Below are 15116 nucleotides of genomic sequence, written 5' to 3'. Positions count from 1 at the left end.
AAATTGAGGGTGACGTGGATGGGAAATGTGATTTTTGTAATGGGTGTCGATATTGGGACGACGAGCACGAAAGCGGTGATTTTTGATGTGGATGGTGAGTTAGTGGCGCGGGAATCGCGAGGCTATCCGTTGTTGACGGACGATTCTGGGATGGCGGAGCAGGAGCCGCGCGTGATTCTGGAGGCGGTTGTGGAAGCGATTCGGGCTGTCATGGAGACGGCGGACCTGGATGCGAAAGCTTTGCGAGCGATTTCTTTTAGTGCGGCGATGCACAGTTTGATTGCGGTGGACGCGGACGGCGAACCGTTGACGAATTGCATTACGTGGGCGGATCAGCGCAGCGGCGAGGCTTTGGAACACCGAAAACGCGATTTTTACTTGCATCAAGTTTACGAAAAAACGGGGACGCCGATTCATCCGATGAGCCTTTTGCGAAACTCTGCTGGCTGCATGATGATTTTCCGGATGTCGTGGCGAAAACGGCTCAATATATCGGGATAAAAAGTTATGTTTGGCATGCGTTGTTCGGCGAATATGTGATTGACGAGGCGTCGGCTTCTGCGTCAGGGCTCTATAACATGTTGGCGCATGACTGGGAATCGCTTGCACTCGAAATCACGCAGATCACGACAGCCCAATTGCCAAAAGTAGTCGCGGAATCGCACTCTTTTCAAGGCGTCTTGCCAGCGTGGAGAGAAGCACTCTGCAACATCGCAGAAAATACGATTTTTGTCGTAGGAAGCAGTGATGGCGCGCTTGCCAATGTCGGCATAGGCTCCGTCGGCGAACACGATGTCACGCTAACTGTCGGAACAAGCGGCGCCGTTCGCAAACTAACAAAAATATATCACGTCGACGATTGGCAGCGAACCTTTTGCTATGGTGTCGCGAACGGCTATTTCGTACAAGGCGGAGCGGTAAACAATGGCGGTGCCGTCCTCGCTTGGGGATTAGAACAATTCGGTACAGACGCCGAGCGCGCGGCAAACGATTTCACCGGATTTATCAACAGCATCGCTCAAACACCACCCGGCGCAAACGGCCTACTTTTCCAACCCTATTTACTAGGCGAACGCGCGCCCTATTGGACCGACCAGATTCGCGGTAGTTTCGTTGGACTCACGATTAATCACAAACGCGCCCACTTCATCCGAGCCATTTTAGAAGGCATTGCATTTAATTTAGCACACGTTTACGAAGTGATGAGCGACCCGCACGACAAAATTCACGTCACCGGAGGCCTTTCCCAGCATCCCGTTTGGTGTCAACTCGTTGCCGACGTTTTCGACCGTGAAGTCATCGTACCCCACACAATCGAAAGCTCAAGCCTAGGCGCTGCAATCATCGCCCTGCATACACTAGGTATTTTACCAACACTTGAACTCCCGAAAAAACTACCACCAACGCACGTCTATCAACCGAATCTCGAGAATGTCGCGATTTATAAAGAACTTCAACCGATTTTCCAACAAATCACCACACAGCTAATGGGAAGCTACGAACGCCTAATTGACTGGCAAAAAAGCCAAGTAAATGTTAAGATAGAGAGAAATAACAGATAAAGCGCGCATCGGTGTCAAAAAAAAACGTGGGGTGATTCGAATGAGCCGCAAATTAGTATGGACGCTAATCATTTTAGTGGGAATTTGTCTTTTAGGGACATTGATTGCAGTATTAGCAAACTTATTTTATTTCAGCGCATAAAAAACTGGCCTTGGCCAGTTTTTTTGATTCCCGATTTTATTTTACGAATATCGATTTCCATGATATAATGGTGTTGGAAAAAGATATGCATGATGGCACTAAAAGTGAAACCCCTATCTTGTGGAGAAGATAGGGGTTTCTTTTTGGTTAGATTACCGTCTACTCTTTCGTTTTTTCTTCTTGCCCCGCATCTCCAACCAATAATTGAATGTAGCAAGGACGCACCCAACAATGATGGGAGCAAGGATTGTAGAAAAGATATACATAATGACACCCCCTTCCCCAGAAGTAATACTCGTCTCTGGAGGTAGACGGCATATTAAGCATAGCATAGAAAAGCCTTTGTTTTTCACGAGTTGAACACAAATTAAAAATCACTGAAAACCAAAATTGTGTGCACTACATCGAAGTTGAATTTTGAGAATACTAACGATTATGGTAATATAAGTAATGTATTGGTTTGTCAAAAATAATACTTAATTAAAGAGGGGAAACACGTCGATGAAAAATAAAATAGCGTTATTTCTAATGGCAGTCTTGGTCGTTCTATCACCAGTTTCAGCGGGAGTTACAGGTATTTCAAGCATCCAAGCTGAAGCCGCAGTTAAAAACCCAGTCAAAGTATCACTAAGTACAACGACACCAAAACAACGCACGAATGTTACTTTAAATGTTGCAGGTGTACCTAAAAACACAGCCTATACAGGAACCATCTTTTACAAGTCTAAAAAAACCTACATCTCTGGTAAAGTCGGCACACCTAAGAAATTCAACATCAGCACAGCAACAAAAGGCTACAAAGTAAAAATCGAAATCGTTGTAAAATACAATAAACAAACGTACAAATCATACGCATACTTCACACCGCGGTGATCTGAATGACAAACCAATATAGATTAAATCATCTCTTGTTACTCTCTTAATGAGAAGCTACAGGAGATATTTTTTCGTGGGAAAAGGAAGTAATTTTGACGAGATTTTCAAAAAATGCTATAATGAGGACAAGAAAAGGAAGCCATGCGATAACATGACTCCCTCTAGTAGCTCCGTTAAAAAGACGGTGGCTGAATTGAATTGTTATAAAAATAACCATCGACTCTTGCCGAAGTGAGGATGGTTATTTTTTGTGGTCGTTGTTAAGCTTAATCAATGCAATAACAAGAGCGATTAAGGAAATCAAAAGACTTCCAAAACCGACTGCTAATTGCAAAGCTTCTGCTACAGACACAAGGCATCTCCTTCCTTTAGAGTAAATACTTATTCGCATAAGCATCCCCCCTTCCATTAAGGATAGCCACCATCTTTCACTCGCTACTAATTGTTATTATATCATATATGTGTTGCTTTTGTGATTGCGATACATAATGAGTTTTTTTGTAGACTTTAACGACGTATCAATGAAAAGACTGAAAATCTGTGATAATCTGCTTACTTCAACAAACTAAGCAACACAACCCCAACCATAATCAATCCAACCCCCGAAAGAATAAACGTCCACTCGAGTGGGCTCTTTTTTTGCTTGAAAATCAAAATCCCGCCGATCGTCGCGACAATCACGCACGCCTGCGAAATCGAGAAACTCGTGGCTACGCCAAGCACTGCGGTCGCGAGAAACATGCCCAGATTCGCAATCGACCACGATAATCCAGTCAGCAGATTGAACGCGACATTTTTGTGGGAAATGGCAGATTTTTTCGCTAAATTAATGCCAATGGCGCATGTCAGCATCCCGATTGCCTGTGGTAAGATGATAGCGAAACCAGTCACGTGAAATAGCTGGTTTGTCACGACGTAAAGCGTTAAAAAGAAGGAAGATAGAATAACGATAGCGTAGACATGAATGGAAACCGACTCCTTGATTTGATTCCCACGTTTTTGAAATCCGGTCATTACCACCCCAACCAAAATGAAAATCACTGCAAAAATGCCAATCACAACAGCGCTCATCGTCTGCCATTCATGGAAAATGAGGACGGCAAAAAGCGTAGCACCAACGAGTTGTGTCCCATTGGAAATCGGCATCGCCTTGGCGACACTAGACGCGGCGATTCCTTTAAATTGCAGTAATTGACCAAAACTCCAAAAAATACCCGACACGAAACTGACGATAAATGAAGCGATTGTGACTTCGGGCGATACAATCCAAAATAGAATACATGCGAATATAAGCGCGCTAATCGACGTCCCGAGTAATTGCTCCTCCGGGGTGCTTTTTCTTAGGTTCGCAATGATGGGCATAAACCCCCAACCGAGAACCGGTAATAAGGCAACAAAATAAATCAACATAACAAGCTTCCTCTCATCATTAATAATGCCACTTAAACTTATCACGCGTAGGGGGACTCGGCAATATCCCAAAATTACGGTATTCAATGCGGTAATTTTCGTAGTTTTCGGTAAGGAAGCTTTGTAATAGAATAATGCTAGGGAAAGGAAATATGAAATGAAAGCGGTAACCAAAATGATTGCAAATCGCGAAAAGAACATCATTCAGTTTTTAATGAAGGCAGGCCAGACACGCGTTGGAGATATTGCGGATCACTTAAGTCTCTCCGGAAAAACAGTATCTAATTCATTGAAAGAAATCGACCAGTTCCTAAAAGAGTTCGGCATGACGGTCGTTCGTAAACCGAAAGTCGGCGTCTATATTGACGGAGAAAGCGAAGGCTTAGCGCAAGTCGCCCGTTTCTTAGACAATCAAGTGAGTCTCGTCCCTTCCACCAAAGAAGAGCGCGTGATTTACATTTTCAGCACATTACTAAAAGCAAACGATTACGTGACCATCCAAGAACTTTCAGAAGCGCTTTACATCAGCCGCGGAACGATTGAAAAAGACATGATCGAAGTCACAAAAATGCTCGAAAAAGAAGGCGTTGTTCTCTATAAAAAGCCAAGTAAAGGCATGAAACTGCGCATCAATGAACAAGAAAAGCGCGCCTTGACATCGAAGTTTATCCGTAATTTCTGGGGCAACAACTGGTACTTGAAACAAGAAGGCGAGAAAGTACTCCAGGCTTTCGATACGATTCAAGCGGACGTGACTGGGATTTTTCCAGAAGAGGGCTTAAAAGAGATTATCTCGATTGTGCGCGAGTTCAGTGAAACGTACGATTTCGCGTTTACGGACTATGCTTTTCAGTCGATTGTGATCCATCTAGCCATTGCGGTGGAACGGATTCGCAAAAAAGAGTACGTGGAAAATCAAATCATGGACCTAATGAAAGAGGCGTTGGATTTCCAACAACAAAATACAGAAACGCTTGTCAATATGCTCGAAACGCGTCTGGATATCACGATTCCTGATTTTGAAATTGGCTATATTCAGATTCATCTTGCAGCGGCTTACAATCAGCGCAATAACAGTTTTCTTAGCAATCAGTTGCAACCGCAAGATGATGTATCGGAATTTATGACGAAATGTTTGGCGGAAACGGAGTCTGATCAAGAGTTGCTAGAAGGCTTGGCGACGCACGTGAAGTCGGCGATTAATCGGCTGAAACTAGGCATGCATTTTAAAAATCCGTACCTCAGTAAAATTAAGCAAAACTTCCCGAGGGCGTTTGAAGAGGCGCTGTATTTGAAAACGGAGGTGGAGGCGAAATTCGAGGTGCAAGTAAATGAGGATGAAACGGCTTATATCGCGCTTCATTTCGAGGCCTATCATGAGCGAATGCGTTCCTTCCCTGATTCAATTCGCGTGGTACTTGTGTGCAGTACTGGCCTTGGTTCGTCGAGATTGCTTGCTGCTAGAATTAAGAAGTATTTCCCGATGATTCAGATTGAAAAAATCCTATCCGTGCAGGCGATGATGGAGTCGGATGTCGATGTTGATCTTGTGATTAGTACGATTTATCTCGAACTCGAAACGGTGCCAAGTATTGTGGTGAGCCCGATGATGAATAAAGAGGATTTGCAACAAGTGGAGCGGCATATGGAAAAGGTGAAGCACCGAAAGAAGAAAGTTAGTCAGCCATTTTTAGATTTGATTCAGAAGGAACATATTTTAGCAAAGTTGGATGTGGCAACGATGGAGGCAGTGATTAGCGAGATTGGCGAGATGCTGATTGCGCGGGATATCGCCAAGACCGGTATTGCAGAGAGCGCCCTTTTGCGAGAGGAATTATCGTTCACGTCGTTTGATGACATGGCTACACCGCACGCAGATCCAGCGCTGATTAAGAAGTCGGCGATCGTCATTGCGACACTTGAAAAACCTGTGAAATGGGGACTGGTGGACGTCGATAAAGTATTCTTCATCGCGTTAACCGAGAATAATGGTTTGGATTTAGACGCGGTATACGAGCAATTTTACAATTATATTGATAATAAAAAGTGGTTAGAAAAGCTGGCGACGCTTGAGACCTCCAAAGAAATATATGAACATTTAATAAAGGATGGGATGTAATGGAAGTAAAAGATATATTGACAAAAGAACTCGTCGTTTTTGATTTAGAAGCGACAACGAAGGAAGCGGCGATTCGGGAAATGGCGACGATTCTTGATTCGAAGGCCATTCTTGCGGACAAAGAGGTCTACATTCAAGCTGTGTTGGATCGGGAAACGCACGCGACGACAGGGATTGGGAATAATATCGCGATTCCGCACGGTAAAAGTGATAGCGTCAAACATTCGGCGATTGCTTTTGCTCGTACGAAAAACTTGATTGAATGGGAATCGCTTGATGATGAGCCAGTAAATATGATTTTCCTGCTTGCCATCAGCGACTCCGACAAAACCGACGCCCATTTGAAAATTCTAGCTGAAATCGCGACCAAACTCATGGATGACGATATCGTCGCAGGATTGAAAGAAACGCGAGACAAAGAAGAAGTAATCCGTATTTTAAACGAAGGAGTGGTAGAAGTATGAAACGCAAAATTATCGCAGTAACGGCATGTGCAACGGGGGTAGCCCACACATATATGGCCGCGCAAGCACTGAAAAAAGGGGCGAAGAAGATGGGCGACTTGATTAAGGTGGAAACCCAAGGCGCGACGGGAATCGAGAATGAACTAACGGAAAAAGACGTGAATATCGGCGAAGTTGTTATTTTTGCAGTGGATACGAAAGTGAGAAATAGTGAGCGCTTTGCGGGGAAAACGATTCTAGAAGTTCCTGTCAGCGCGCCGATTAAAGACGCCGAAAAAGTGATTAACGAAGCACTGAAACTAATCGATGAGAAATAGGGGGAAATGCAGATGTTCAAGAAAATTGGGAGCGAGCTTAAAAAACATGTTTTAACAGGTATTTCATATATGATTCCACTCGTTATTGCGGGTGCGGTAATCATGGCGATTGCGCGTGTTGGTGGTTCTTTTTACGGGATTACGGATATTTGGGACGCGAAATATGCGGATAGTGCGAACGGTATTATTTCGCTGTTGCATAGTTTGGATGGCTTTGGTGGCTTGGCGCTTGGCATGATGTTCCCTGTCATTGCAGCGTTTATCGCCTATTCGATTTCGGATAAGCTGGGCATTGCACCAGGACTTGTCGGCGGTTTGCTGGCTCGTGATATTGGCGCAGGATTCCTCGGCGCGCTTGCAGCAGGTTTGATCGCAGGTTACGCGTGTCTTTTGATTAAAAAACATGTCAAATTACCAAAATCGGCAGCATCGATTGTGCCCGTCTTTTTAGTGCCAGTAGTTGGTACGCTAGTTACAGTTCTTATTATAAATTATGTCGTCGGAATTCCGTTTGCCGACTTGAATAAAGCGCTTGAATCTTGGTTGAACGGCATGTCAGGAACGAACCAAATTTTGATGGCGGCAATTATTGGCGCGATGGTTGGATTTGACTTAGGCGGACCGGTGAACAAGGCCGCAGTTACGACCGCGATGGCACTTTTGACGAGTGGTATTTACGCTCCGAACACGGCCGCGCAAGTCGCGATTATTATTCCACCACTAGGTTTAGGTCTTGCCACTTTGATTGCGAGAAGAAAATACAACACCGAAATGAGGGAAGCTGGGAAATCCTCGCTGATCATGGGGCTCGTTGGTATCAGTGAAGGCGCGATTCCATTCGCTGTAGAATCTCCGCTAAAAGTCATTCCGGCAACCGTGATAGGTTCGGCAATCGGCGGCGCGCTCGCAGTTGGACTTGGCGCGATTAACCAAGCACCAATCAGTGGTTTTTATGGCTGGTTCACTGTGCAAAACTGGTGGTTCTATATTTTAGCAATCGCAGTGGGAACGTTCGTCGTAGCGGGAATCTCGGTAGCATTACGTAAAGATAGCGCTGGTCAGGAAGAATCGTATACCGTCGAAGAAGACGATTTTGACGAAGCAGAATGGGAAGCTTAAAAAACGGAGGTAATTATGATTAAAGCACATATTGTCAATCACACGCATTGGGATCGGGAATGGTATTTTACGTCAGCCGATGCGTTAGTTTTAAGCGAACAACTTTTCACAGAAGTTATCGAGGAATTGAAGGCGCACCCAGAGGCAAATTTCGTATTGGACGGTCAATTATCGATTTTGGACGATTATATCGCGCTTTACCCTGAAAAAATGGTGGACATTAAAAAATTGATCGCGGATAAGCAATTATTTATCGGGCCTTGGTTCACGCAAACAGACGCGTTTTTCGCGCACGGCGAATCAATTTTGCGGAACGCGATGATTGGCATTTTTGATAGTAAAAAGTACGGCGATTACATGAAAATTGGCTATTTGCCAGATACGTTCGGATTTAACGCCCAAATGCCGACGTTGCTCGCGCAGGCTGGCTTCGATAATATCATTTTCTGGCGTGGGATTCACCTTGGAAAACAAGTCCAGTCTACCTATTTCAAATGGAGTGGGTTGGGGGATGCGGCGCAGATTTATGCGATTAATATGCCACAAGGATACGGAACGGGGATGCTGCTTGAGCCAACAACGGCGTATGTGGACGGGCGTCTTGACCCAGCGATTGATTTCATCGCGAAATACAGCGGCACGCAAGAAGTCCTGATTCCGTCGGGAAATGACCAGCTGAACATCATTACAAATTTTGCGGACAAATTGGCGGAAATAAACAAGATGGGGCGCCATTCCTATGAACTGAGCACGTATCAAGATTTCATCTCATACGTCAAAACGTTGCCAGATTTGGAGGAATATCGCGGCGAATTCAGAAGCCCAGTTTTGGCTCGCGTGCACAAAACGATTGGTTCGAGCCGCATGAATATCAAGTTGAACAGTGCGGAATTGGAGCAAAAATTACTGACACGCATCGAACCACTACTCGTCATCGCCAAAGCATCTGGAATCCCAATCAGCGAACGATTGCTGATGCATACGTGGAAAAAACTACTCGAAGGCCAAGCGCATGACAGCTTGGCGGGATGCGTTTCTGACCCTGTTGCAGAAGATATCATGCACCGAATGAAGGAAGCCGACGAATTATGCGACAGTATCGAAAACACTATCGTGAAAAAAATCGCCGACGACCTACAGCTTGAAGCCAATGAAATTCTCGTTTTCAACACCGAATTGGCAACGTTTGACGGCTACAAAGAAGTCCAAGTCATAACGAAAAATAAGCAAATCCACTTTCCAGAATGTCCAGACGCGATGATTGTTCAATCGGAATACATCGAATCAAGAGAGGACGTTCTAGAGGAAACGCCAGCTGGGAATCGTTTTATCGAAGAGCCCGGATATTACGTTTTGCAAGTGAGACTGAAAATCGAGCTTCCCGGCCTTGGCTACCGCGTCCTGACTTTTGAAGAGAGCGAAACAGCGCTCGAAGAAATGACATCAGCGACGGAGGCCACGATTAGCAATCCATTCTATAAAATTGGATTTCAAGACGGCGCTGTACATCTTGAAACAGCAACTGGCGAGAAGCATCCCGCTTTTATCGAACTTGAAGATGCTGCAAACGCAGGCGACACCTATGACTATTCCCCATTAGCAAACGATGTCCCGCGCGATTTCCGATTTACAAAAGCAACAACAGAGAAATCCAGCCAAGTAGAGCGCCTAATTTTGACTGGCGTCCACACCATGCCATTTGACTTGGAAGACCGACTCGTACCAGACAGCAAACAAGGCGAACTTTTTATCAAAATGACCTTGGAATTGAGTCAAGATAGCGCATTACTTCATTGTAAAGTAGAAGTAAACAACCAAATCCAGAGTCACCGTCTGCGTCTGAAAATCAATACCGGCGTGAAAACCGACACGAATATCGCGTCCCTTCCGTTCGGCTACATCGAGAGAAAGCCTGGCGTCCCAGCGAATTGGCAAGACACATACAGCGAAATGCCGGTCGACATCGAGCCACTCGAACAAAGCGTGACGCTGACCAACGAAACAAAGAGTTGTACCATCTTCACGCGAGGCATCAAAGAATACCAACAATCCGGCGACCAGTTAGCGCTAACCCTACTCGCAACGACAGGCCAGCTTGGCAAACCAAATCTCGCTTACCGTCCAGGCCGAGCATCAGGCGACACGACAAAAAAAGGACACGTCCTCATCCCGACAGAAGGCGCCCAACTAATCGGAAATCACACATTCCAACTAGCCATCTGCCTAGATTCCCAAAGCTTTGGCGAACACGAAACCGCCCAACGCAGCAGACAATTCAACCAAACAACGGTTTCCTATCAACGCCAAGCCTACAACTATTTCCTACACCGCTTGGACAATAAAATCCAAAAAACAGAACGGAAACGAGGCTTACAGCGCACCTTACAACTAAGCGATGTGCCAAAAACCTACCTCATTTCCGCCTGTCACCCGTCCTATTACGAGTCAGATAAATACATCATCCGGATCGAAAACCCCACGAACACACCACAAAAAATCGATCCATCACGCCTAACGAAAGGTAACATAACGCTGGTAAATGCCCTAGAAGAACCCATCACAAACCAAGACTTTACAATTCCAGCCTATGACGCCATCACAATACAACTCCCATTAAAAAAAAGAATCGTAAAATCCACGTATAAATCAAGTTCTTGCTTGCCTTTTCCATGAAAGAAAGGTATATTTATAAGTGAGCCGTTTTTGAAATGGCAGCTAATTTGTCATGCTAGATGGGGACGTAGCGGAGCCCTGTAACCCACAATCCGCTCTAGTGGGGTTGAATTCCTTATCGAGGCTTTGTACCTGTTTGGTCAGCCCTTTGTAAGTGGTGTTGACGTTTGGGTCTTGCGCAATGGGAACCTGTGAACCATGTCAGGTCCGGAAGGAAGCAGCATTAATCAGTGCTTTCCATGTGCCGTGAGGTCGCCTGGGCTGAGCTAACTGCAAAGGTAACGCAGATGGATACATCGCCAGAATAAGGTGCATGGCATTATAATTTTAAACGATACAAGCCTTCTTTCTTAACTGAGAGGAGGCTTTTTGTTGGGGTTGTTCGAACGAAGTGAGTTACAACCCCAATATGCATGAGAGCGTAGCGAGCAGGTAATCCACCAGTGGCAGTTTGAACGAAGTGAATTACAGGCCCAATATGCCTGTTCGCACACCGCCAAACAGCGAGCAGTCTCCACTGTCTTAACACCCCAACCTATCTAATTCTCCCAAAATAGGCTATACTAGATAAAAGAGGTGAATGAAATGCCAGTAGAAAATCAAGGTGTGAATTTACTAGAACTGCGGAAATCTCCAAAGTTGAACCCCGAAATACAAGGGGAAATAGAGGATTACGTGACGTGGGAACGCGAAGATAAATTATACTTCGGCCGAATCGAAAAAATGCTGATCAACTCAGCTATCGTAGCGATTGACGAAGATCTGCAAAAAGAGCACAATGCACCAGTGCGTACGGTGGTTAATTTTAAGAAATATCGAGTAGTCGAGTTAGAAAAATAAATAACGAAAAAGAAGCGCTGACCTTTGATGGTTTGGCGCTTCTTTCGTTATTCTAATAGGAATCTTCTTGTTCAAAAGCAGTCACAAAACTCTGCACGTCATGGAAGTAAAAGGTGTTTTCATAGTTTTTATTTTGAATTGCGAAGTGGTATACGCCATCCAAGTTATGCGGAATATCTGAATTAGCGTCCCACACAACAGATTGCTCTATCTCTAAGAAAGTATAGCGCTCACCGGCAAAAGAAAAACTATTCACGTTGATTCCATTTTTTGTGATAGCATCGTCGTCCAATACCACAACACGAGCAGCAGGAACTGGTTTGACACTTGCTGCCATGTTCTCTGGTAATAGGAATGTATAATAATAGGGCTCAGTAACGGTTCCCAATGTATCATAAGTCGTACTTTTGATGCCTAATATCACAGTTAGATGCCCGCTATTGCCTGTAACTTTCTTTGTGAATTTTGCTAGAGTCATGTCATTAACATCAATCTTATTCTGCATATCGTCGATCGATACAGCTTTTTCTACGGTAAGAGTTTTACTAGGAGCGCTATCGTCATTCGAACACGATATATTGAAAATCAGACTGACAAGCAATAGGACAAAAATCGGATATTTTAAAACGGACATCGTTATTTAACCACTTTTTTATTCACAACAGGACTCACATTATTCGCTGCATCAAATTGCTTAATAGAAAGACCAGTTCCGACTTTCTGCTTCGGTATTTTGACGCTGTATTTGCCTTTCGCATCGACTTTTGCTGAGCCGAGTAATTTCGTCTGGAAGTAAACGCGTACCGTCGCGCTTTTTTCACCTGTGCCAGTAACGGTTGTTGCAGTGCTCTTAATCGTGTTTACTGTCGGTGCTTTTGGCGGAGTCACATCTTTTACTGTGATAACTGTGGCCTTACTCACACGTTTCGCGATATCTGTGACTTGGACGCTTAACTTAGTGTTTGCGGGTTGTTTGGCGATTCGTAGGTTGAACGCGCCAGTTGCCGTTGCATTTCCAGTCGCAACCACTTGATTTTTGCTGTTTTTCACGACAACTTTGGCGGATTCTACCGTCTGTCCTTTGATTTGCGTGTCTTTATCTGTGAATGTCGTTACTTTCGGAGCTGCTGGTGCAACGCCTTTTGCGACAATGATGCGTGCTTTTGTTTCGTTGGTACCGTTTTTGAAAGTCAGCGTTAGCTTGTTGCCAGCTTTTTGCAATGGAATCCAGACTTTATATTGGCCATTCGCCGCGGCTTTCCCTTCACCGATTTTCTTCGTGCCTTGGAAAACTTTCACTTCGGTGTTTGCTGGGACTTTTCCAGTGGCATAATTAGTGTTGTCATAAAGTATTGCTGGTTGCGCCTTAATCACGTTTTTCGATAGGGCATGCCAAACGTTGATTTTACCGTATCCAGATTCGATATCGAAAAATGCTGGTAATGGTAGCGCTGGGATTACTTCGCCGTATTCGTCATACATAACCTCGTCTTCTTCGGCGTATTTATTCTCTTCGCCTGAAAACGCAAGCGGATTCGTTGTTGTACGCAAAATTTGGCATATTTCAGCAGGTTTCAAGGCTTTATTTTGACCTTTTAGAAGACTAACAAGGGCTACAACGTGAGGTGTCGCCATACTTGTACCATCCATGTAAGCGATATTTCCATCAGGAATCGTGCTGGCAATTTTACTTCCTGGTGCTACGACATCTAGCTCGCGTCCGTAGTTGGAATAATCAGCGACGATGCCAAATGGGTTCGTTGCGCCGACTGCAATCGTGTATTTAGAATAGGCAGGATAGGAAATCTCCTTCATACCATCATTTCCGCTGGCTGCAACCACTGTGATTCCTTTTGCATCCGCGTTTTTCAGCACGTATTCAAGCGTACGGCTATACGATCCACCAAGGCTCAGATTGATGACATCGACTTTTTGATCAATCGCATATTGAATTCCGCGAGCAACCGCATCCGTATCACCATCCCCATCGGCATTCAAGACTTTTACTGGTAAAATGGTTGCGTTTTTTGCCATACCTTTCATGCCTAAATTATTGTCGGCATTCGCTGCGATAACACCGGCAACATGCGTACCATGATTGTTATCGTCCATCGCAGAACCTTCGCCATTTGGATCAACGAAATTCTTAGCATTATTGTTATCAACTCGGCCCTGAAGCTCTTTCAAGCGGCTATCAACACCAGTATCCACAACAGCAACTTTAACCGCCGCTAATTTCTGACTCGCCGTTGCTTTCCAAAAATCATCTTGCTGAATATCGACATTGGCGGCATCTTTCACCACAGAATTCTTGTTAATCGCCCATTGATAAGCATCATATGTCCCATTTGTTTTCGAATAAGTCGTGACTTCTTCCACATATTCTACATCAGGAAGGCTATCGATCGCTTGCTTACGCGTATTCGCCTCACTTTTGCTGAAACTTTTCAGAGAATTATCAGAAGTAGGTTGATAAACAGTATAAAAATCGTTCATCGCTGTAGACGCTGAATCATCAAGCTCTGTCGTCTCCATACTATAAGCACTCGCTTTCTTCACAAGGCTTTTCGCGGAAGCATTCGGTTTCAGTTTAACGATAAACTTGCTTGTACCTGATTTTGCAAACGTTGTCGAGATATCTAAGCTGCCAAAAATACTGCTCAAACTGCTACCAGACATGTTTTGGCTATCAATCTTATTTTCTAATGCCGTGATTTGGTTGGCGAGAGAAGTAGGAACTGCGTCTTTGATGAGGCTTGAGATCGTATTGAACGCTTTCGCTTCTTCTTTTGAAATCGTATATTCACGTTTTTCTGCAGCGGCTTTAATAACTGGGCGTAAAACTTTTAAATTATTGTAGACAGTTGTTCGCGCACTACTATTTAGCAAGAATTCTTTCACTAAAAATGGAGAAGCTTTGTAGTAGAGTTTAGAAATATCCTTGCCAGCATCAGAATTTGCCAGCAAACCATCGCGAATCGAGCGTGCATCTTTTAGAATGTCTGCCGCACCATCTTTGCCAGCTAGGGCTGTTTCCGCAGCACAATTCGCGTCTTGTTCAGCAGGATAATTCGGTGGTAAGAACACTTCTTCATATTTAAGCGAATACGGCGCAACCACTGTCGAAGGATCCTCTTCCGGTATGTAGGAAACTTTCAACCAGTATTCGCCATTCCATGCATCTGGGAAGTTAACGGTTACCGTGTTTTTTTCGCCAGTACCCACGCGATAATTAAAGAATGTTTCGTCATCTAAGGCTTGATCCTTACTTGGATATATCGCCATCGATAGTATTTGTTTACTAGTTAACGTTACTTTAAAATGTGTGTGACCAGAATCTTTGGTTGCAGGTGCAACAATTTTGTACCATGCTTCACTTTCTTTAGCCGGGAATGTATCATTGTGAACCTCTTGCACCTTCAGCAACGTGGATGAAGGAACAGATATCGCTGTTACCGCTTTCACTTGAGACAGTGGTAAACAGACAAGTAGGAACACAGTGAGCATAATGAGTAGTTTTTTTAAGCATTTTATAACCCCTTTTCATATGATGTCGTTCTAGGTTATTGTATCTAAATAAGCAGGCAAATACAA

12 protein-coding genes, 1 other RNA gene and 1 pseudogene are annotated in these 15116 nt (G+C 44.3%); 9 read left to right on the top strand and 5 right to left on the bottom strand.

Features of this window, described 5'->3' with window-relative positions; translation table 11 throughout:
- Positions 1-18 precede the first annotated feature (18 nt).
- A pseudogene (locus PCORN_RS07275) lies at positions 19-1562 on the top strand (gluconokinase).
- Between the two features lie 294 nt (positions 1563-1856).
- Here PCORN_RS07275 and PCORN_RS18975 read toward each other — a convergent pair.
- Positions 1857-1970 carry a type I toxin-antitoxin system Fst family toxin gene (locus PCORN_RS18975; protein ID WP_277620171.1) on the bottom strand — a complete coding sequence of 38 codons (114 nt, stop codon included), beginning with the start codon at positions 1968-1970 and terminating at the stop codon, positions 1857-1859.
- Positions 1971-2205: 235 nt separating this feature from the next.
- Between PCORN_RS18975 and PCORN_RS07265 the strand changes: the two genes are divergently transcribed.
- Positions 2206-2577: a hypothetical protein gene (locus PCORN_RS07265; RefSeq protein ID WP_036078927.1), complete on the top strand. Its 372-nt coding sequence runs from the start codon at positions 2206-2208 to the stop codon at positions 2575-2577.
- A gap of 244 nt (positions 2578-2821) precedes the next feature.
- On the opposite strand, the gene PCORN_RS18300 is transcribed toward PCORN_RS07265, so the two are convergent.
- Together PCORN_RS18300 and PCORN_RS07260 are read right to left on the bottom strand one after the other, a co-directional pair.
- Positions 2822-2971: a putative holin-like toxin gene (locus tag PCORN_RS18300; protein ID WP_149024282.1), complete on the bottom strand. Its 150-nt coding sequence runs from the start codon at positions 2969-2971 to the stop codon at positions 2822-2824.
- Positions 2972-3132: 161 nt separating this feature from the next.
- Positions 3133-3990, bottom strand: a complete 858-nt coding sequence (locus PCORN_RS07260; protein ID WP_036078923.1) for a GRP family sugar transporter — start codon at positions 3988-3990, stop codon at positions 3133-3135.
- Between the two features lie 157 nt (positions 3991-4147).
- Between PCORN_RS07260 and PCORN_RS07255 the strand changes: the two genes are divergently transcribed.
- From PCORN_RS07255 to PCORN_RS07230, 7 genes are all read left to right on the top strand, one after another.
- The gene (locus tag PCORN_RS07255) at positions 4148-6109 is read left to right on the top strand and encodes a BglG family transcription antiterminator (protein WP_036078922.1); all 1962 of its coding nucleotides are present in this window, start codon (positions 4148-4150) and stop codon (positions 6107-6109) included.
- Entirely contained in the window at positions 6109-6573 is a 465-nt protein-coding gene (locus tag PCORN_RS07250; protein WP_036078921.1) for a PTS sugar transporter subunit IIA, read from the top strand. Before PCORN_RS07255 ends, PCORN_RS07250 begins: the two co-directional genes overlap by 1 nt.
- On the top strand, positions 6570-6890 hold the full coding sequence (locus PCORN_RS07245) for a PTS fructose transporter subunit IIB (RefSeq protein WP_036060685.1): 321 nt from the start codon (positions 6570-6572) through the stop codon (positions 6888-6890). The genes PCORN_RS07250 and PCORN_RS07245 overlap by 4 nt, the downstream gene beginning before the upstream one ends.
- A 12-nt stretch (positions 6891-6902) precedes the next feature.
- Positions 6903-8009 carry a PTS fructose transporter subunit IIC gene (locus PCORN_RS07240; protein ID WP_036078919.1) on the top strand — a complete coding sequence of 369 codons (1107 nt, stop codon included), beginning with the start codon at positions 6903-6905 and terminating at the stop codon, positions 8007-8009.
- 15 nt (positions 8010-8024) lie between these two features.
- The gene (locus PCORN_RS07235; protein ID WP_051999318.1) at positions 8025-10682 is read left to right on the top strand and encodes an alpha-mannosidase; all 2658 of its coding nucleotides are present in this window, start codon (positions 8025-8027) and stop codon (positions 10680-10682) included.
- A gap of 50 nt (positions 10683-10732) precedes the next feature.
- Positions 10733-10999, top strand: an RNA gene (ffs, locus tag PCORN_RS17830) — signal recognition particle sRNA large type.
- Between the two features lie 268 nt (positions 11000-11267).
- Positions 11268-11522 (top strand): DUF2187 domain-containing protein, encoded by a 255-nt coding sequence (locus tag PCORN_RS07230; protein WP_036078917.1) that lies wholly within the window; start codon positions 11268-11270, stop codon positions 11520-11522.
- 52 nt (positions 11523-11574) lie between these two features.
- Here the strand turns inward: PCORN_RS07230 and PCORN_RS07225 are convergent, their stop codons facing one another.
- Complete coding sequence (locus tag PCORN_RS07225) at positions 11575-12156, bottom strand: hypothetical protein (protein ID WP_036078915.1); 582 nt, start codon at positions 12154-12156, stop codon at positions 11575-11577.
- Positions 12157-12158: 2 nt separating this feature from the next.
- A complete protein-coding gene (locus tag PCORN_RS07220; protein WP_036078909.1) occupies positions 12159-15029 on the bottom strand; it encodes a S8 family peptidase in 2871 nt (956 codons plus the stop codon).
- Positions 15030-15116 lie beyond the last annotated feature (87 nt).

This window comes from Listeria cornellensis FSL F6-0969 (genome assembly GCF_000525855.1).
GTDB classification, from domain to species: domain Bacteria; phylum Bacillota; class Bacilli; order Lactobacillales; family Listeriaceae; genus Listeria_A; species Listeria_A cornellensis.
Note: the sequence above shows the minus strand (reverse complement) of the source record. Positions and strands in the feature narration are given on the sequence as shown.